Here is an 18539-nt window from a genome sequence, read left to right as displayed (position 1 = left end):
CTGTTATTTGTGTCAAAAGTAAATGCTTCAGAAATTATTAATAATAGCAAATTCAATCGTTTCCACATCGGGTTGCTTGGATTATGCTTCTTCATTATACTTTTTGACGGGTATGATCTTGTTGTTTTTGGAAGCGCTGTCCCGCTTTTGATGGAAGAATGGAACTTGTCTTCAGTTGAAGTAGGAGCAATGGGAAGCTATGGCTTATTCGGTATGGTGTTCGGTGCACCGTTCTTTGGGATGCTTGCAGATAAGATTGGGAGAAGAAAAGTTATCGTAATTACGCTTACCCTTTTCAGTTTATTTACGCTATTATGTGGCTTTGCTAGTAACCCTACGATGTTCTCCACGTATCGCTTCCTGGCTGGATTAGGTTTAGGTGGAATTATGCCAAATGTTATCGCATTATTAACAGATTACTCACCTGGAAAAATGAGAAACATGATGGTTTCTATCGTCTTATGTGGTTATTCGGTAGGTGGTATGCTTGCGCCAATTATAGGTATTTTCACATTTGATACGATTGGCTGGGAAGCTGTATTTTGGTTCGCTGGGCTACCTTTGTTAGCAATTCCATTTTTATATAAATATTTACCTGAATCCTCTACCCATTTAATTAGGAGTAATAGAAAAGAGGAGTTATTTGGTATTCTAACTAAGATTAATCCAACTAAAAAGTTCCAACCAGATGACGAGCTTATAGAATTGAAAGTTCAAGAGTCTAATGTTCCGCTTGTCGGTTTATTTAAGGAAAAGCGTGCACAAAGTACGATTATGTTTTGGATTGCTTTTTTCATGTGTCTATTGATGGTCTATGGATTGAATACATGGCTTCCGAATCTGATGATGGAAGCGGGATATGCACTTAATTCCAGTTTAGCATTTTTAATTGTTTTGCAAATGGGTGCCATTGTTGGTACATTGATTATTGCTAAACTCTGTGATAGATACGGAGAAAGAAAGATGCTTGTTCCATTGTATGCATTAGGCGCAGTTAGCCTAACATTATTAGGATTTGGTGGAAATTCATTTGTAATCTATACATTAGTTGGACTTGCGGGTGCTTGTACAATTGGAGCACAAAATATTGTACAAGCTTATGTATCACAATATTACCCGCCAAATATAAGATCAACTGCATTAGGAATGGCGTCCGGTGTAGGGAGACTTGGTGGAATGCTAGGACCGATATTGGGTGGTTACCTGTTGTCTATAACATTACCAATTCAATTAAATTTCATTGCTTTTGCTATACCAGGTTTGATTGCTGCAATTGCGCTATTTTTAATACGTGATAAACATGCCTATTATAAGCAAGAAGTCGATCATGAGGAAAAGATTGAGAATGCTCAACCTGCTGTCAGCAATTAGTTTTTATGGGATAAGGACTTTTGACTCCGCCAGTTTGTGCAGGCCTTTATATTGGCTCTTCATTTGCCGGGGTTAATATTGGCAAACTTAAAAGAGCTGTATCACCGTTTCTGGCTGTTACAAATGTCGTGTTTTTCCTTTTAACATATGTAACAGATCTTGTTCTTTGGATACTTTCATTACGTCAACTCCTCGCCACTTATCAACTTTTGCTTTGAATGATCCGGAGGCCACAAGGGTCTATAGTTGTCTAGTTTCGTTAGTTTTTGAATATAAGTCTATATATCCTCATTAGTCCATTAACCCTACTGCAAAGAGATGGCTCTTTGCAGTAGGGTTTGGAGGATATAAAGATTAATAGTTAATTAAATACTTTCACTAATAATATAAATTCAAAAAATTTGATATTGACAATAGTGAAAATTCTATATACTATTTATAAATAGGTGAACACTTTATAGCATTGGTGGAAATAAGGAATATAATTTAGTTAAAATGATAGCGCTTCATATTTAAGTTGAATGGATTAAATCAATGAAATTAGAATAGTAGGGTTCTTTCTACTAAGTTTAATAAGGATTTTTCCAAAAATTATAATTGAAAGAAATCATTTTATTTCAAGAGTGACTATTTATAAATGCCTTGTAACTGCTTATGTAATCTAGAGATCATCTTCTAACACAAAAAAATAATAAGAGGGGGAAAAACGATGAATTTGAAAAGAAAAAAACTACTTTTAGTTTTTATTGCTATTGTTGGGATGATACTTCTTGCAGCATGTGGAGGAAATGAATCAGAGGATTCTGCCGCAAGCTCTGATGAAGGTGGGGATGGTAATTATACATTTAAAGTATCACATGTTGTTCAAGAGTCCCATGTATGGCATGCAACTGCTGAGAAATTTGGTGAAGAATTGGAAGCTTTGTCAGATGGTAGAATGAATCTAGAAATCTATCCTGCTTCCCAACTTGGTATGGAGCAAGATATGGTTCAACAATTAGAGACTGGATCTATTGATTTTGGGTTTCTAACAAACGCATATATGAGTACTCGTGAAACATCATTAAATAGTTGGTTTATGCCTTTCTTGTTTAATGATTTAGAACAGGCTGTAGAGCTGAGAAGTTCTGAGGAAGCAAAGGATATGTTAGCTTCATTAGAAACACAGGGACTTGTAGGACTTGACTTTGCATTTGCTGGAAATCGTCATATTTTGATGAATGATGGATTTGTCAATTCTCCAGAAGATTTAAGTGGAAAGAAAGTACGTATCATTGGTAGTCCAGCCGTGCAAAGTTTCTGGGAAGCTACTCCTGCAGGACCTACAGCAATGCCATTGTCAGAAGTATATACATCTTTACAAACCGGAGTTATTGATGGAATGGATATTGACTTAGATGCACTTGTTACCGAAAAGTACTATGAAAACGCAGAATATTTAACATTAACAAACCATGCTACATTCCCTACTGTCATTGTGATGAGTCAAGAATCATATAGCAAGCTTTCTGAAGAAGATCAGCAGATTGTAAGAACTGCACTTTCAAAAGCTGTTGATTGGGGAATTGAAGAGGCAATCAGTAGAGAAGAAAGTAACTTGCAAACTTTAATTGATGAAGGGGTACAAGTAGAAGAACTTGAGGATACGTCTTCCTTTGAATCAATTATCACAGAAGTGAAAGATGACTTTTCTGGTCAATCTGATATCATCAAATCTTTTATTGAATCTGCTGAGTAATTCGACTAACAGTTTTCACTATAAAGAGTCAGTTTAAAAGGGCTGTTAGGATTAATGCAAACTTGCCTTTTCTTAGTACACGGGACATGGAAAACAAACCATGTCCCAAATGATATTTATTTTAGAATTTGCGTAAATTTTAGCAGCTAGAAAGAGGCGTTAACATGAATATAATTTATAAACTAAGTAATTTAGTATTTATAATTGAAAAAGGTCTAGCAATAATTCTTGGTTCCATTATTTTGATTGCATTATCTGCAGGTGTTCTCTATCGTTATGTATTTGATTCACCATTATCATGGTCTGATGAAGCTGGCATGTTCTCGCTCGCTTGGATTACTTTTATTGGCGGAAGTATGAGTATTAAGTTAAAGTCTTCTCCAACAATTGATGTTTTAACTAATTTTTTAAGAGGAAAGGTTAAAAAGTATATATTGGTTCTCGGATATTTAATCATGTTTGTATTTGTAAGTTATGTTTTATACCTTTCTATTGTTTGGATATCTTCTCCAAATATTATGCTTCAGCGATCTGGTTCCATGGGGCTGCCAATGATTATTCCCTATCTATCTATTCCAGTGAGTTTCACATTTATGGTCATACACTCACTTGAAGTATTGCTTAAGAGTTTTACCAATACAGATGAGGGGGTTGCATAAATGGTAATTTCTATCATTTCATTCGCTGTTCTTTTACTATTAAGAATTCCAATTGCTTTTGTACTTGGTATGACAACGGTTATTTATATATTAGTTTCTGGCAATATGGGTTTAATGACAACGCTTCCTCAACGGTTGTACTCAGGTATGGAAAATTACGGCTTGTTGGCAATTCCTTTGTTTATGATGGCAGGAGAGTTAATGAATTCGGGCGGGTTAACGAAAAGATTAGTAGCCTTTGCTCAAACATTTATCGGACATTTTAGAGGCGGTCTTGCCTATGTGAATGTCTTGGCAAATATGATGCTTGCAGCGATTATTGGTTCTGCAACGGCACAGATTGCTATGATGAGTAAAATTATGGTGCCCGAAATGGAGAAAGAAGGGTACTCCAGAAGTTTTAGTGCTGCAACGACTGCTTCAGCTGGTATGATGGGCCCAATTATACCGCCTAGTATGCAATTCATTATTTATGGTGTTGCTTCAGGTGTATCGATTGGTTCATTGTTTATGGCGGGCATTTTACCTGGGATTTTGCTTGCACTTGCGTTTATTATCCTAATCGCATTAATTGGTATGAAGCAACAATGGCCAACCCATAAACGTGCAAAGGTCTCCAAGATGGCTAAAAGCTTTATCGAAGTTATTCCAGCCTTACTTGTACCTGTTATTATTATTTTTGGTATTACAAGTGGTATTTTCACACCGACCGAATCTGCTGCAATTGCAAGTATTGTTGCAATTATTACTGGTTTCTTCATTTATAGGGAGCTTAATATAAAAGATATTCCAAGTATTTTAGTGAATACAGTTAACACAACAGCAATTATTACGTTATTAATTGCAATGGCGAATATTTTTGGTTGGATGCTGTCTTTCGAACAAATTCCACAAAATATTGCAGCATGGATGACATCGTTAACAAGTAATCCATTAGTATTTTTGTTGCTTGTTAATATATTTTTGATTATTGTTGGTATGTTTATGGATGGGATTGCTGCTCTGGTTATTCTTGTACCAATTTTCACACCATTATTAGCAAGCTATGGTATTGATCCAGTACACTTTGGGGTTATTATTTGTATTAATCTTACCCTTGGACTATTGACTCCGCCAGTTGGTGCAGGACTTTATATCGGTTCTTCACTTGCGAAGGTTAGTATTGGCCAAATAACAAAAGCAATATTACCGTTTTTGGCAGTTGCATATGCCGTACTATTTCTCATAACGTATGTTCCAGACCTAGTACTTTGGATACCATCATTATTTAATTAGTACTTAAAATATGCTAGATTAGTGCTAAGTTTAATACGTTTATTAATCGGAGAATTAATCTTAAGTTTTTTTGAATTAATTGTAGGATTATAAATGCAAAACACCTCCAAATTAGTTGTTTCCGGAAGGTGTTTTTGCATTTATTCTATTTCTATTCAGCTATTCTTAACATTTAATAACTTATTTGGGCTAAAAATATTGTTCGGATCAAGTACTTGTTTAATTTTACGCATTACTTCCAATGCCTCGCCGTGTTCCTTTTCTTGATATTTCTGCTTACCAAAACCAACACCGTGCTCACCGGTACATGTACCACCACGTGCCAGGGCATATTCTACGATTTGTTCATTCAATTCCTTGGACTTCTGAATTTCTTCTGGATCGTTCATATTGATCATAAGAATGATGTGGTAATTGCCATCTCCTACATGACCGGTAATTCCTCCCGGGAGTCCGAGTTGATCGATTATTACTCTTGCATGGTGGATGGCACCTGCTAATTCGGAGATTGGCACACATACATCGGTTACCATCATTTTTCTGCCTGGATAACTATGAATATAGGCATATGCCAGGTTATGTCTTGCATCCCAAAGCCGGTTGCGAGCAGCGGTATCTGTTTCGAACTGGATATCCAGGCAGTTAAAGTCCTTAAAAATCTGCTTTGTAAATGCAACATCCTGTTTTAAACCTGCTTCGTTTCCGTGAAATTCAAGGAATAAGGTAGGAACTTCTTCATAGGTTGATTCACTGAAATGATTGACTTGTTTTACAGAAGTTTCATCCACAATTTCTATTCTTCCAATTGGTATCCCGGCCTGTAATACGGCCACAACAGATTCAATCGCACTATCTACCGTTTTAAAAGTAGCTCTTGCTGCTGAGATAAATTCCGGAATTCCGAATATCTTTAACGTCAATTCAGTAATACATCCGAGTGTACCTTCTGATCCGACAAAGATTCCATTTAAATGATAACCCGAAGATGACTTCGCTGCTAATGTGCCAGTATGTATCGTTTTGCCATCTGCCAGAATGACCTCCATATCACGAACATTATCCCGCATTGTTCCGTATTTTACAGAAAGTGTGCCACTGGCATTCGTTGCTGCCATTCCACCAAGGGTAGCGTCTGCACCAGGATCGACAGGGAAGAAGAGCCCATATTTACTTAACTCTTTATTCAATTGTGTGCGTGTTACACCAGGTTCGATTTTTACGAGAAAGTCCTTTTCTTTTATTTGAATAATCTTATTCATCAGTGAAAAATCAATCGTTATTCCTCCATCATATGGGATGATATGACCTTCCAAACTTGTACCCATTCCGAAAGGCTGAATAGGAACTTTATGATCATTAGCAAATTTAACAATTGCACTAACCTGTTCGGAAGTTTCGGGATAAACAACGACATCCGGATTACTTGGTATGTGATAGGATTCGTCTTTACTATGTAACTCAAGTACTGTTTCATTGGTACTAATTTGATTACTTTTTAATATTTTGCGTAATTCGGAAAGCACATTTGACACAGCTTGATCCATATATATCACTCCTTAATTTTAATAATTTAAACTATTAAAACTATTAATTTACAAATGTAGTATATAGGAATTCTGCGTTAAAGTCTATGGATTTTAAATTATGCAAGAAAAGTACTGGTAAATAATGTAACTATAATTCATTCTTAATTTTTCCAACTGTATTTTATGACTTGATAAAAACGTTCCAGATTGTTACGAAAAGTAATAATAACTATATAAAATGAAGTCTCTAGGAACTCCAGACTTCATTTTATTTACCATAATCGTCTAGTCTAACAAACTTCATGCCAACTACGACTAAATTTACTTACAGAGAAAAAAAGACAATAACCTAAAAAACAGCAGCGGTCAACTAGTACAAGCTAAAAAAAATTAACCAAAACGCTTAAAATCTCATTTAAAGTAGAGTATAATGAATAATAGCTTGGAGGTGACACCTTATGGGTTTTGCAAATATAGGAATTCCTGGTTTAATACTTATCGTAATTTTGGCCTTAATCATTTTTGGACCTAAAAAATTACCTGAGATTGGTAAAGCAGCAGGACAGACGCTTCGCGAGTTTAAGACATCTGCTAATAATTTGATGGATGATGACGAAACTGCTGACGCGGATAAAGGTAAAGAGAAGACAAAAACAGATGCTGATAAAGAACTAGATAAAGCATAATAAAAAACACCGGGAATCAATTTCCGGTGTTTTTACTGCTTAAAATTCATTAAATAATTCTGTCATTTGCTGGCTAGTAATTGGTTTGCTGAAATAATACCCTTGTCCTTCATGGCATCTTTGATTGACAAGATATTTTAATTGTTCTTTACTCTCGATTCCCTCTGCTATGATCCGGAAATTCAGATTTTTCCCCATACTGATAATGGTATTGGCGATAATTTCCCCATCTCTATCAAGGTCATCAATGAATGATTTATCAATTTTAAGTGTGTCAATTGGCAACTGTTTTAAGTAGCTCAATGAGGAATATCCTGTACCGAAATCGTCAATGGAAACTTTGACACCTAAATCCTTAAGTTCGTAAACTGTCTTGGAAGAGGACTCTATATCAAGGATTGTTCCTTCTGTAATTTCAATTTCCAGATAGGATGCATCCAGCATTACTTCATTTAAAATTTCTTTTAAATCATGTACAAAATTTCTGTCATTGAATTGAATCGGTGATACATTCACACATATCCGCTGCATTAATTGCCCTTGCTCCTGCCATTCTTTCATTTGATTGCATACGGTAGCAATAATCCACTTTCCAACAGGTACGATTAAACCATTTTGTTCAAGAACAGGGATAAATTCATTTGGTCCGACGGATCCTAATTTTCGATTATTCCATCGAAGCAGAGCTTCAGCACCTACTATTTTGTTATTCTTTAGATTAATGATTGGTTGGTATGAAATCGTAAACTCGCCTCTATGGAGAGCTTCTTTTATTTCCAAATCGATTTCGTAGTTTCGTTCCAGTACTACGTTTTGATGTGCTGTATTAAAGCAATATTTATTTCCGCCTTGTTTTTTTGCATGGTACATAGCAGTGTCGGCATTTTTAATTAAATTTTCTACAAAGTCAACTCCTAAATCATCAGTAGGGAGGACAGCTCTACTTATACCTATACTTGCTGTAGTAAATGTTTGAGTATCACCGAATTTATAAGGTAAACTGAGTCGATTCAAAATAGTAGTTGCGATTTGCGCGACCGCTTCTTCACTATCATCATTTCTCAATATGATAATGAATTCATCTCCACCTTGCCTGGATATGAAGTCTGTTTCACGCAGGCAGTCCCTTAAACGATCAGCAACCGCAGTAAGTACGATATCTCCTGTGTCATGTCCAAAGTTGTCGTTGATCGATTTGAAACGGTCCAAGTCGAGGAAAAAAACGGTTACAGTTTCTTTTGATTTCTTATCGTAATTATCAATCCATTTACTGAACTGGTTTCTGTTTGGCAGTTTGGTTAGTGGGTCTGTATATGCCATTACTTCGATATATTCTTCGTATTGTTTCCGTTTTGTTATATTATAGCGGATCGCAATATACTGGTATGGTTTTCCATCCGAGTCGAGGAACGGAACGATGGTTGTATCCACCCAATAATACGTGCCATCTTTTGCTTGGTTTTTAATTTCACCACGCCATACATTACCGGTTCCAATGGTTTTCCACATGTCTTTAAAAAAAGTTTTTGGATGGAAACCAGAATTGACGATGCTTTGGTTGCTTCCAACTAACTCTTCCTGGTTGTATTTGGAAACCTCACAAAATTTATCATTTGCATATTCAATAATTCCTCTACTATCTGTCATGGCAACAATAGAAGATGCGTCCAGTGCAAATTCGATATCTTTCAGTTTTTGATATGCCTTGTTTAACTCCGTTGTATAGTTCATTGGATTTACCTCTTTCGCATACGTATACCTATATTGTACTTTCATTATACTAGTTGTGACAAATATCGCAATATTAGAACCGGGATTGATGCGGTTTTTAAGATAGAGTGCTGTAATGGGTAGGTGTTTTGGAGAGAAATGAAGAAGTTTTTAGGGGAAATGCTAAAAGATTGCGACGGAGAAATATAACATTCTATTTCACCCTGACCAAATGGATTAGAGACTTGAATGAAAGGAAGCCACTGAAAAACTGCATGTTTTCCAGAAGCTCCAGCTTTTATTAATTATCGGTTTCATCAGGTTCTGGGTAGTCATGACCTTTCGTATCAACTTTAACGCTTTTCATTGTTTGATCTTCAAGCGGTTTATCTGAATTACCGCGTTCTTCGGCAACGATGGCATCCACTACATCCATTCCGTCTGTAACTTGTCCAAAAGCAGCATACTCTCCGTCAAGATGTGGGGAATCTTCTGCCATAATAAAGAATTGGGAACCAGCTGAATCAGGATGGTTTGATCTTGCCATGGAAAGAATACCACGTTCGTGTACGAGTTCATTTTCAAAGCCATTTGAACTGAATTCCCCTGGAATGGAATAATTAGGACCGCCTGTACCATTTCCTTCCGGGTCTCCGCCTTGAATCATGAATCCAGGAATTACCCGGTGAAAAATCAGTCCATCATAAAAGCCATCTTCAATTAAGGAAATGAAGTTTGCTACAGTATTTGGGGCAGTATCTGGATACAGTTCAATTAAGATTTCTTCATCATTTTCCATTGTGATCGTGACCGTTGGATTTTCTTCTGGAACCGGGTATTCTGTTTCTTCATTTGGTTGTTCACCGGAATTATCTGTGGTTTCATTTTCCGATTGATTTCCACAAGCAGTCAAAAATAAAACAAATAGTATTGATGCAAAGATAACGATTCCTTGCTTGATCTTTCTCATATTAAACCTCCTCGTATTGTCAATGAATGAATCCATTATAACATGTGGAGCGATTATCATTAACAATGAAAGAAGTATCAGATGAGATCCTTCGCTTGATACGGCATATTATTACGCATAATGTCCGCCAATCTTCTTACTTCGGTCTATTGTAACGCCTGCTTTTGTATAGCTGGAAGCACGGAGTATGGCAGTGCTTCCATATTTGTCGCGAATGGCATCCATACAATAGCCAATATCGTTTTTCTTTGTACGGTCTTCAAATAAATCAAGCTGTGTTTCTCCTTTATCAACCAAATTAGTCAAGGTTACATATACATGTCGCATATTACTTTTTCCATCATAAAATTCCTTGAATAATTGCATACAGACATGATAGACATCCATCGTTACATTTGTGGGGATATCGATGGACCTTGATCGGGAAAATCCGCCACCACTTTCTTTGGCATAGGAAATCCCAAGATGGATTGTTCTTCCCGTTTGATTCGCTGTTCGTGTCCGGCGACATACTTCCTCACAAAGATCGAGGATACAGTATGCAATCTCATCTTCCGTATAGTCGCGAAGCAGCGCAATCCCGTGGCTAAAACCTTTTTGTTCTTGTTTTGTGAAGTTGCCGAAAACGGGGCTTAAGTCAATACCCCATGCGTGCCAATACAATTGTTCACCCATGATTCCAAATCGTTTTTTTAAATATTCCAGATTATAATTGGCGAGCTGGCCGAGGGAGACAATTCCCATACGATTCAAGTTTTTCTTCATTCTACTGCCAATGCCCCAAATGGCTTCAATAGAGGAAGGCCAGAGTTTTTCTTCGACATCTTCATACGTACACTCGGCAATCCCAGTCTTCTTGGCATGCAGATCCATGACAACTTTTGCAAGAAACTTATTATCGCCAATACCGACCGAAGAGGTAATACCGAAATTTTCAAAAATATCTTTTTTGATTTGCTTTGCAACTTCGAAGCGATTTCCAAAAAGTCTCTGTAAACCATTTACTGTTACCCAGACCTCATCAACGGAGTACTGATGGATAGCTTCTTTTGGCACATATTGATTAATAAGCTTGGTAATTTCCACGGAAACATGCAAGTAATCCGCCATATGGGCAGGAACAATCTGAATATCAGGGTCATCCGGTAACTCGAAAAAACGACTGACATTACTGATGCCGTGTTTTCGCTTTAATTCAGGAGAGGCTGCCAGGACGATACTCCCTGACCTATTTGGATCGCCGACAACCGCGAGCTGCGTTTTCATCGGATCCAGACCCAGCTTTACCGCCTCCACACTTGCATAGAACGAGCGCATATCGATACAAAGTACATCATGACGAGGGTAAGCAGAATAATCCATGAATGATACACCACCTAATCGGAACGTTTGTTCTTATTATAGGTGACTTTGTAGGAAATATCAATGGGAATTAATGTTAAGGATATAAGCACAAGTGCCTGGTTAAAGAGGAGGGTCAACAAAAACTGGCACGTCCCGGGACTGCACTTACTCGTCCCACAAAAAAATGTGCCAACCACGGCATGGCCAGCAGGATATAGGTCAGTTCGACTTCCTTTAAAAACAAAAAAAGGATGCCAGTGCATCCCTTAGAGATTCCGTTTTATTGAGAGGAGGAAAGAAGTTCAGATAAAAGGTGAAATTACAATAAACATCCTGAACAGATATTAATAAGATCCTTTTCCAAAAGAAGCACCTACAATAATTAATAAGATGAATAAAACAACAATCAAAGCAAAGCCACCAGCATAATCTCCACCACCATAACCGCTCATATCGTTCACCTCCAGCATTCGTATACCCACAGTATATGAACCAGTTTGAAATAAGGAAGGGCGCGTAAATTAGAAATACAAAAATATGAAAGGGATTTATGCGTGAAATAATCCGGAAAATGGAGGGGTATTTCTAATCTTTATCGAATAATGTAATAGAAATAAATTTATAACGATTTGGCGCTGGGGGTTTTTAAATGATCCATAAACTTAAACAATATATAGAAAATGATGGAAAACTAAAAGGAGGATTAATCGGCATAAGTATCCGTTCTATGTCTTCAGGAGAGATTTTAGCTGAGCATAACAGTGATATTCGTCTGCATCCTGCCTCCAACATGAAATTATTAACGGCTGCAGCAGCATTTAATGTACTGGGAGCAAAATACAAATTTGAAACAGAAATCAGAGTGGATGGAAGAATAAATAGAAACGAATTAGAGGGGGATCTTTATCTAATTGGCAAAGGAGATCCTACATTATTAGTAGATGATTTTAGGACATTTGCTGAAAAAATTAGGAGAAAGGGAATCGATACCATAACAGGGAATATTATTGGGGATGATAATTGGTATGATGATGCTAGGCTTTCTCAAGATTTGGTATGGACAGATGAGCAATATCATTACGGTGCACAAGTTTCTGCTCTAACCGCTTCTCCAAATAAGGATTATGATACAGGTTCTGTCGTGATTGAGGTTATGCCCACTAAGGCTGGAGAAAAACCAAGATTTACGATTATTCCAAACAATGATTATATAAAAATTAAAAACGAAGCTGTGACGGTCCATGAAATGGTTGAGGATGAGCTGATTATAGAACGCGAACACGGGGGCAACCTCATTACAATTAAAGGGGAGATTTCTCAGGACGCAGAGCCTATTAAAGAATGGATGGCAGTATGGGGTGTCAGTGAATATGCAATGAACCTTTTTAGTCAAGCACTTAAGGAAAATGGAATCAACTGGAACGGGACAATCAAACAGAAACAGGTTCCAAAGCATGCAAAGCTACTTTTATCTCGAAAATCTGTTCCACTTTCTGAGTTGATGGTTCCATTCATGAAATTAAGTAATAATGGGATTGGCGAAATTCTTATCAAGGAAATGGGCAAAAGAGTCCATGGTGTGGGCAGCTGGGAAAAAGGATTTGTCGTCTTAGAAAAGGAAATGGCTGCATTTGGGCTGGATATGAAAAGTATAATGATTAAGGATGGTTCCGGAATATCGCACAGTAATTTGATACCAGCAAATGAAATTTCGCATCTATTATATGAAGTACAGAAAAAAGTTTGGTTTTCGGATTATTTACATGCACTCCCAATTGCAGGGAATGAAGATCGAATGATCGGTGGCACACTTCGTGAACGGATGAAAGACCTTATCGTAAAAGCAAAAACAGGCACAATTGAGGGTGTGAGCACATTATCTGGGTACATGGAAACGAAAAATGGTAGGCAGCTGATCATTTCCATAATGGTAAATAACCTGTTAGATGAAGAAACTGGAAAAGTTATTGAAGATGAACTGATAGAGCTTATAGCTGCAGAAGGTTACTAGAGGATTTTCCGTTTTTATCTACAATACCCTAATGATAATAAATGGGAATCTTGCTCTTTATTGTATGCGCGTGGTTGAAAGAGACTTCTTTAAATTAGCGAAGTCTCTTTCTGCACTGTTATGAGTTATGAAATGATTGCCCGAATTTCCTTCTCCGCAATAAAAGTATTAGCAGATTCTATTCTTCGATGTTCGTCTACAGAGTCCCCAGATAATCGATTATCTGGATCTAATGGATGATCCATAGTTAATCCGGGTTGGGTGCTAATTCTTTCCCTGCTTACCTGTTTTGGTAATTTCTTATTCTTTTTATGATTTTCCATCCTATCACCTCATTAGATAATATGTACCATATGTAACAGTTTACTATGCATTTTTTAAAAGCAATATATTGAGTTCCTTTGGTTATATTACCAGTAGGAGGTGAAATAAATGGATAAGAAAAAAGAGCATACGAATGAAAAGGTAAGTGTGAAATTAGGTGGGATGGGTCTCTATGGGACAACTTCCAATACAGAAATTGCAGGTTATAAGGCTTCCGGTGATATTGAAAATGCGGGAAGATTAGATAAAGGCTTTCAGAAAGTAGAGGAGGAAGATCTGGCTCCAACAGCTTCCATCAAAGAAGAAGGACAAGAGGATTATTAAGAATATTTTTGACTGGAAATAATCAATAATCAGTCTCTTTTTCATTAAAAGGCTTTGTCATTATTGGACAAAGCCTTTTAATGAATCAGAAGGCTCATTTTGTAATAATTTTTGCATTTTATCATCGTAGAGTTGAGATAAAGTGCGACGTAACTGCTGGCTGTTATCCAAAGACAAGTCTTATGCTGCCGTCCGGGATCGCTCTGGGCTGATGCGCACCTTAGGGCACGGCCTCAGCCTCCGAAGAGAAAACCACTCTGCGGGGTCTTCGGACACGTGCTGCTCTAAGCAGGAGTCACCGCCCTCCGCTCACCCGGGCTAGTGAAGTTGTGATACAATTTTTATTTCAATCACTAAGCAGTTAATCGATTGCAAGCTTAAAACCAGCTCTGGGAAATACACGAAGACTCCTACGGGAATAGGTGAGACCCTGAAATGCATCAGCAGGAAGGGGCTCACCAGCCGTCTAGGATGCGCGCAGTGTATTTCTATTTCTCAGAGCGGTCGCCGAACTTTCTCATACTGATAGTAATCAACCAGCAGTTACTTCGCACTTTATAGAAACTGCGAAGTAAAAAAAGCAAGAATTCTTTTCGGTGGGATGAGTAATCGCAGTTCTAATGTTTTAGAAAACAGCCAATAGGAAAAACAATTGGCTCTTAAAATTACCATATTTCTACCACATTTAAATGATAGGCTAACTATAGTGAAGTGACACAGTGTCATCAAAATCGTTGACAGGTGGAATGACGTTGCTTATGATATTATTATAAATACATGACATCATGTCACTTCACGAGAGGTTGGGGAACATTGCCGAAACAAACATTTTTTAACCTTCCTGCCCAAAAAAGAAAAACATTGATGGAAGCAGCTGGAAAGGAATTTGCAAGAGTGCCATTATCGGGGGCTTCCATTGCCAACATTATTAAATCGGCAAAAATTCCAAGAGGGAGTTTTTACCAGTATTTTGAAAACAAAGAAGATCTCTATTATTTCCTACTAGGAGAACAGACAAAAGAACGAAAGATGAATTTTATATCCTTATTAAAAAAGCATAATGGAGATATTGTTGAAGCAACCATTGAAATGTACTATGACTTTCTTAAACAAATGCCAGATGAGGATGAACAAAAGTTTTTAAAGAATGCCATGTTACATGTTACACATAAAGTTGAAAATGCTTTTACAGATGTATTTGACATCGGCGATGGAAAAGAACATCTTGAAGAAATTACAGCATTAGTGAACAAGGAACGTCTGAATATTAGGGATGACAAAGATATATTTCATATCATGCAAATTGTGACAACAGTAGCTTTTCGAAATTTTGTAGAAAAGTTCTCTAAAGAGTTATCTGATGAAGAGGCTATCGAAAACTTTAATAAAGAGATGGATCTATTAAAACACGGTTTGTACAGACGAGAGTAAAATCACTAAAATGTTACCAAATGAAAGGCATGAAGTATGAGTTTAAAATTAAATAAAATGAAGGAGAATGATATATGACGGTTACAATATATGGAGCAGCTTGTTCATCAACAAGAAAAGCAAGACAATGGTTTGTAAAGAATGAAATTCCTTACGTCGAACGGAAAATATTAAGTGAACCATTATCTGTAAAAGAACTTCAAGAAATTCTTCGTATGACAGTAGAAGGTACAGACGAAATTATTTCTACCAGGTCCAAAGTTTATAAAGAACTGAACATGAATTTGGATAACCTACCATTACAGGAATTACTTGAATTAATTCATAAGTATCCAAGATTACTTAGAAGTCCAATTATTGTCGATGAGAAAAGGTTACAGGTTGGGTACCATGAAGATGATATACGTCAATTTCTCCCAAGGAAAACTCGGAAGTATCAATGGTTGGAATGGCGATTGAATAACCTAAGTTTGGCGGAAAGTTAGTTTTAATATAAAATGCCCTGACTAGAAAAGTCGGGGCATTTATGTGTAGTTTAGATAATATATGGAGCAGTGCAAGATGCATGGCATGTAAAATATCTATGGTAATGAAACCAAAGGCGCGTTTTAAATTAAGTACTATTTAAGAAACCGAAGTCACACCAGCTTCTTTTTTAGCAGCTTCAAGTGCCTGATCGAAATCTGCAATTAAATCATCAACATTCTCAAGACCTACAGAGAACCTAAGCAATCCATCTGTGATTCCACGCAATTCGCGTTCTTCCTTAGGCATTGCAGCATGAGACATTGTCGCCGGATACGATAAAATTGACTCGACTGCACCAAGACTTACGGCAAAAACCGGAATACGAACATGATCAACGAATGCTTTGGCAGCAGCCTTATTTGGCAATCGGAAAGAAAGAACTGCTCCGCCACTTGTGGATTGCTCTTTATGCAGTTCGTATCCAGGGTTGGAAGGAAGACCTGGGTAATAGACTTCTTCAATAAAGGAATGCGCATTTAAGTATTCAGCAATACGTCCGGCAGAATTACTAGATTGATTGAGTCTAGCCCCGAGAGTCTTAATTCCTTGAAGTAAAACATATGAATCCTGTGCACCAAGAATGGAACCAAAGGAATTTTGGATGAACGCTAATTTTTCGCCGAGTTCTTGATTTCTTGTTACTGCTAGACCAGCAATGACATCACTGTGTCCAGAAAGGAACTTAGTTGCACTATGCAGAACAATATCTGCGCCTAAATCTAGTGGGTTCTGATAAAGTGGTGTCATAAATGTATTATCAACAAAAGTCAGACAGTTATTTGCTTTGGCAATTTTTAAAAGTCCTGGTAAATCAGTAATGTTCATACAAGGATTGGAAGGGGTCTCCGCATAAATCACTTTTGTATTCGGTTTGATTGCATTTGATACCTCATTAAGATCCGTTAAATCCACAAAAGTATGATCGATATTAAATCGTTTTAAAACTTCTGATACAAATCGGAAAGTCCCACCATACACATCTTTTGTCACTACTACATGATCACCAGCAGATAAGAGTAATAGTGCAGACGAGATGGCAGCCATCCCAGATGCAAATGCCAATCCATGGGTTCCGCCTTCCAGTTCAGCGATTTTTTCCTCAAGCGCCTGGCGAGTTGGATTTCCGGATCTGCTGTAATCGAAGGGTCCAAATTCTTCAAAACTATTTTGGTGGAAAGTGGAAGAAAGATAGATAGGAACATTAACCGCTCCTGTCTGTGTTTCCCCTCTTTGTGCGCCATGAATTAATTTTGTTTCTAAATGATTATTATGTTGACTCATTTTTAACATCCTCCTATTCCAATATTGATAGTGCTTGTTGTAAATCTGCTTTTAAATCTTCCACATTCTCAATACCCACGGAAAAACGCAGCAGTTCGTTGCTGATGCCCCGTCTTAACCGCTCATCTTCTGGCATATCTGCATGGGTTTGGGTGGTTGGATACGTAATAAAACTTTCGACACCACCAAGGCTTTCGGCAAAAACAATCAATTGTAATTTCGATATGAAAGGATCGACATATTTGCTTTTTCTTAGGCAGAATGACAGCATGCCACCTTTATTGGGATAAAGAACTTTTGTAACAGCGGGGTGTTCTTTTAGATATTTAGCAATGATCCTAGCATTTTCCTCATGTCTATCCATTCGGAGGGACAATGTTTTTAATCCCCGGATTAGCAACCAGGAATCAAATGGGGAGAGAACAGCACCATTAGCATTATGATTCAAAGATAATTTAGCACAAATCTCTTCACCTTTAGCTACAACTAACCCTGCTAAAACATCATTGTGACCCCCGATATATTTTGTTGCACTGTGAATGACAATATCAGCACCGAGATCAAGTGGCTTCTGCAAGTATGGTGTTAAGAAAGTATTATCTACTATTAATAATAGTTCATGTTTCTTTGCTAACGTTGCATAAGTCGATATATCAATTTCCTGCATCGATGGATTTGTTGGCGTCTCAATAAATATTGCTTTTGTATTATCAGTTATTAATTGTTCCGTTTGTTCAACATTGTCAAATACATCATAGCTCGTTTGAATATCATAAGCAGCTGCATATTGTTCAAACATACGATATGTTCCACCGTATAAATCATCTGGTGCAATTAAATGGTCACCAGACCGGAAGAGGGATAGGACTAATTGAATTGCCGCCATGCCAGAGCTGCAGGCTAGACCGACATCTCCGGCCTCTAATTCGGCTATTCCTTCTTCCAAAATGGTACGGGTAGGATTTTTCGTTCTCGTATAATCATAGCCAGTTGATTGTCCAAGACCTTTATGCTGGTAAGCTGTTGATAGATAGATTGGTGGATTGATGGCCCCGGTTTTCTCATCACTTTTATTTCCTAATTGGGCAAGCTTCGTTTCAATACTGTTGGTTGACATTTTTTAAAACCTCCAAATATAAATAAAAGCCATCTTCAATTAAGAAGAAGGCTCTAATATAGAAGCATTCTCCTTATCTTCTAAGCAGAATAAAACTGCCTACTGGAATTAGCACCTTAACCTGTACGGGGAGGTTGCTGAGACATCAAAGGGCCAGTCCCTCCGTCTCTCTTGATAAGAGTTTAAATAATTTATGTAATTTTTCTAACAATAGTGTCACTCTACACTAATTATGTAGAAAAAG

General features: G+C 37.3%; 18 protein-coding genes and 1 riboswitch. Of the genes, 10 read left to right on the top strand and 8 right to left on the bottom strand.

The window, feature by feature from the left end:
* Window positions 1-9 precede the first annotated feature (9 nt).
* From BV906_RS08920 to BV906_RS08905, 5 genes are all read left to right on the top strand, one after another.
* Window positions 10-1371 (top strand): MFS transporter, encoded by a 1362-nt coding sequence (locus BV906_RS08920; RefSeq protein WP_087973165.1) that lies wholly within the window; start codon window positions 10-12, stop codon window positions 1369-1371.
* A gap of 20 nt (window positions 1372-1391) precedes the next feature.
* Window positions 1392-1589, top strand: coding sequence for a TRAP transporter large permease subunit (locus BV906_RS20250; protein ID WP_140321977.1), 198 nt, complete (start codon window positions 1392-1394; stop codon window positions 1587-1589).
* Window positions 1590-2080: 491 nt separating this feature from the next.
* The gene (locus BV906_RS08915) at window positions 2081-3109 is read left to right on the top strand and encodes a TRAP transporter substrate-binding protein (protein ID WP_245844017.1); all 1029 of its coding nucleotides are present in this window, start codon (window positions 2081-2083) and stop codon (window positions 3107-3109) included.
* Window positions 3110-3273: 164 nt separating this feature from the next.
* On the top strand, window positions 3274-3768 hold the full coding sequence (locus tag BV906_RS08910) for a TRAP transporter small permease (protein ID WP_087973162.1): 495 nt from the start codon (window positions 3274-3276) through the stop codon (window positions 3766-3768).
* Window positions 3769-5043 (top strand): TRAP transporter large permease, encoded by a 1275-nt coding sequence (locus BV906_RS08905; RefSeq protein WP_087973160.1) that lies wholly within the window; start codon window positions 3769-3771, stop codon window positions 5041-5043. It abuts the gene before it with no gap.
* 155 nt (window positions 5044-5198) lie between these two features.
* Here BV906_RS08905 and BV906_RS08900 read toward each other — a convergent pair whose 3' ends face one another.
* Window positions 5199-6587 carry an FAD-binding oxidoreductase gene (locus tag BV906_RS08900; protein WP_087973159.1) on the bottom strand — a complete coding sequence of 463 codons (1389 nt, stop codon included), beginning with the start codon at window positions 6585-6587 and terminating at the stop codon, window positions 5199-5201.
* Between the two features lie 440 nt (window positions 6588-7027).
* Between BV906_RS08900 and tatA the strand changes: the two genes are divergently transcribed.
* The gene (gene tatA / locus BV906_RS08895; RefSeq protein WP_087973157.1) at window positions 7028-7255 is read left to right on the top strand and encodes a twin-arginine translocase TatA/TatE family subunit; all 228 of its coding nucleotides are present in this window, start codon (window positions 7028-7030) and stop codon (window positions 7253-7255) included.
* Window positions 7256-7294: 39 nt separating this feature from the next.
* On the opposite strand, the gene BV906_RS08890 is transcribed toward tatA, so the two are convergent.
* The 4 genes from BV906_RS08890 to BV906_RS08875 all read right to left on the bottom strand — a co-directional run bounded on the left by BV906_RS08890 (window position 7295) and on the right by BV906_RS08875 (window position 11731).
* Window positions 7295-8986, bottom strand: coding sequence for a sensor domain-containing protein (locus BV906_RS08890; protein WP_087973156.1), 1692 nt, complete (start codon window positions 8984-8986; stop codon window positions 7295-7297).
* A gap of 280 nt (window positions 8987-9266) precedes the next feature.
* On the bottom strand, window positions 9267-9935 hold the full coding sequence (locus BV906_RS08885) for a peptidylprolyl isomerase (protein ID WP_087973155.1): 669 nt from the start codon (window positions 9933-9935) through the stop codon (window positions 9267-9269).
* Window positions 9936-10046: 111 nt separating this feature from the next.
* On the bottom strand, window positions 10047-11297 hold the full coding sequence (locus tag BV906_RS08880) for a DNA polymerase IV (protein WP_087973153.1): 1251 nt from the start codon (window positions 11295-11297) through the stop codon (window positions 10047-10049).
* 326 nt (window positions 11298-11623) lie between these two features.
* Window positions 11624-11731, bottom strand: coding sequence for a YjcZ family sporulation protein (locus tag BV906_RS08875; protein WP_087973152.1), 108 nt, complete (start codon window positions 11729-11731; stop codon window positions 11624-11626).
* A gap of 197 nt (window positions 11732-11928) precedes the next feature.
* Here BV906_RS08875 and dacB point away from each other — a divergent pair, with 197 nt between their 5' ends.
* A complete protein-coding gene (dacB, locus tag BV906_RS08870) occupies window positions 11929-13290 on the top strand; it encodes a D-alanyl-D-alanine carboxypeptidase/D-alanyl-D-alanine endopeptidase (RefSeq protein WP_087973151.1) in 1362 nt (453 codons plus the stop codon).
* Window positions 13291-13415: 125 nt separating this feature from the next.
* On the opposite strand, the gene BV906_RS08865 is transcribed toward dacB, so the two are convergent.
* Window positions 13416-13613: a hypothetical protein gene (locus tag BV906_RS08865; protein WP_087973150.1), complete on the bottom strand. Its 198-nt coding sequence runs from the start codon at window positions 13611-13613 to the stop codon at window positions 13416-13418.
* Window positions 13614-13722: 109 nt separating this feature from the next.
* On the opposite strand from BV906_RS08865, the gene BV906_RS08860 reads away from it, so the two are divergent.
* From BV906_RS08860 to spx, 3 genes are all read left to right on the top strand, one after another.
* Window positions 13723-13938 carry a hypothetical protein gene (locus BV906_RS08860; protein ID WP_087973149.1) on the top strand — a complete coding sequence of 72 codons (216 nt, stop codon included), beginning with the start codon at window positions 13723-13725 and terminating at the stop codon, window positions 13936-13938.
* 813 nt (window positions 13939-14751) lie between these two features.
* Window positions 14752-15369 (top strand): TetR/AcrR family transcriptional regulator, encoded by a 618-nt coding sequence (locus tag BV906_RS08855; protein WP_087973147.1) that lies wholly within the window; start codon window positions 14752-14754, stop codon window positions 15367-15369.
* 74 nt (window positions 15370-15443) lie between these two features.
* Window positions 15444-15854, top strand: coding sequence for a transcriptional regulator Spx (gene spx, locus BV906_RS08850; RefSeq protein ID WP_087973146.1), 411 nt, complete (start codon window positions 15444-15446; stop codon window positions 15852-15854).
* Window positions 15855-15993: 139 nt separating this feature from the next.
* Here the strand turns inward: spx and metC are convergent, their stop codons facing one another.
* Together metC and BV906_RS08840 are read right to left on the bottom strand one after the other, a co-directional pair.
* A complete protein-coding gene (gene metC, locus BV906_RS08845; RefSeq protein ID WP_087973144.1) occupies window positions 15994-17178 on the bottom strand; it encodes a cystathionine beta-lyase in 1185 nt (394 codons plus the stop codon).
* Between the two features lie 13 nt (window positions 17179-17191).
* Window positions 17192-18295, bottom strand: coding sequence for a methionine biosynthesis PLP-dependent protein (locus BV906_RS08840; RefSeq protein ID WP_087973143.1), 1104 nt, complete (start codon window positions 18293-18295; stop codon window positions 17192-17194).
* A gap of 70 nt (window positions 18296-18365) precedes the next feature.
* A riboswitch (SAM riboswitch) is annotated at window positions 18366-18476 on the bottom strand.
* Window positions 18477-18539 lie beyond the last annotated feature (63 nt).

This window comes from Oceanobacillus rekensis (assembly GCF_002153375.1).
GTDB lineage: Bacteria > Bacillota > Bacilli > Bacillales > Amphibacillaceae > Oceanobacillus > Oceanobacillus rekensis.
The sequence above is the reverse complement of the archived record's forward strand: the minus strand, read 5'-3'. Positions and strand labels throughout refer to the sequence as shown.

What these genes read in the sequence shown, in the direction of transcription:
- spx (WP_087973146.1), top strand. Translation starts at nt 15,444, where the DNA reads ATGACGGTTACAATATATGGAGCAGCTTGTTCATCAACAAGAAAAGCA.
- BV906_RS08910 (WP_087973162.1), top strand. Translation starts at nt 3,274, where the DNA reads ATGAATATAATTTATAAACTAAGTAATTTAGTATTTATAATTGAAAAA.
- BV906_RS08900 (WP_087973159.1), bottom strand. Translation starts at nt 6,587, where the DNA reads ATGGATCAAGCTGTGTCAAATGTGCTTTCCGAATTACGCAAAATATTA.
- BV906_RS08840 (WP_087973143.1), bottom strand. Translation starts at nt 18,295, where the DNA reads ATGTCAACCAACAGTATTGAAACGAAGCTTGCCCAATTAGGAAATAAA.
- BV906_RS08890 (WP_087973156.1), bottom strand. Translation starts at nt 8,986, where the DNA reads ATGAACTATACAACGGAGTTAAACAAGGCATATCAAAAACTGAAAGAT.
- metC (WP_087973144.1), bottom strand. Translation starts at nt 17,178, where the DNA reads ATGAGTCAACATAATAATCATTTAGAAACAAAATTAATTCATGGCGCA.
- BV906_RS08885 (WP_087973155.1), bottom strand. Translation starts at nt 9,935, where the DNA reads ATGAGAAAGATCAAGCAAGGAATCGTTATCTTTGCATCAATACTATTT.
- BV906_RS08905 (WP_087973160.1), top strand. Translation starts at nt 3,769, where the DNA reads ATGGTAATTTCTATCATTTCATTCGCTGTTCTTTTACTATTAAGAATT.
- dacB (WP_087973151.1), top strand. Translation starts at nt 11,929, where the DNA reads ATGATCCATAAACTTAAACAATATATAGAAAATGATGGAAAACTAAAA.
- BV906_RS08865 (WP_087973150.1), bottom strand. Translation starts at nt 13,613, where the DNA reads ATGGAAAATCATAAAAAGAATAAGAAATTACCAAAACAGGTAAGCAGG.
- BV906_RS08860 (WP_087973149.1), top strand. Translation starts at nt 13,723, where the DNA reads ATGGATAAGAAAAAAGAGCATACGAATGAAAAGGTAAGTGTGAAATTA.
- BV906_RS08915 (WP_245844017.1), top strand. Translation starts at nt 2,081, where the DNA reads ATGAATTTGAAAAGAAAAAAACTACTTTTAGTTTTTATTGCTATTGTT.
- BV906_RS08875 (WP_087973152.1), bottom strand. Translation starts at nt 11,731, where the DNA reads ATGAGCGGTTATGGTGGTGGAGATTATGCTGGTGGCTTTGCTTTGATT.
- BV906_RS08880 (WP_087973153.1), bottom strand. Translation starts at nt 11,297, where the DNA reads ATGGATTATTCTGCTTACCCTCGTCATGATGTACTTTGTATCGATATG.
- tatA (WP_087973157.1), top strand. Translation starts at nt 7,028, where the DNA reads ATGGGTTTTGCAAATATAGGAATTCCTGGTTTAATACTTATCGTAATT.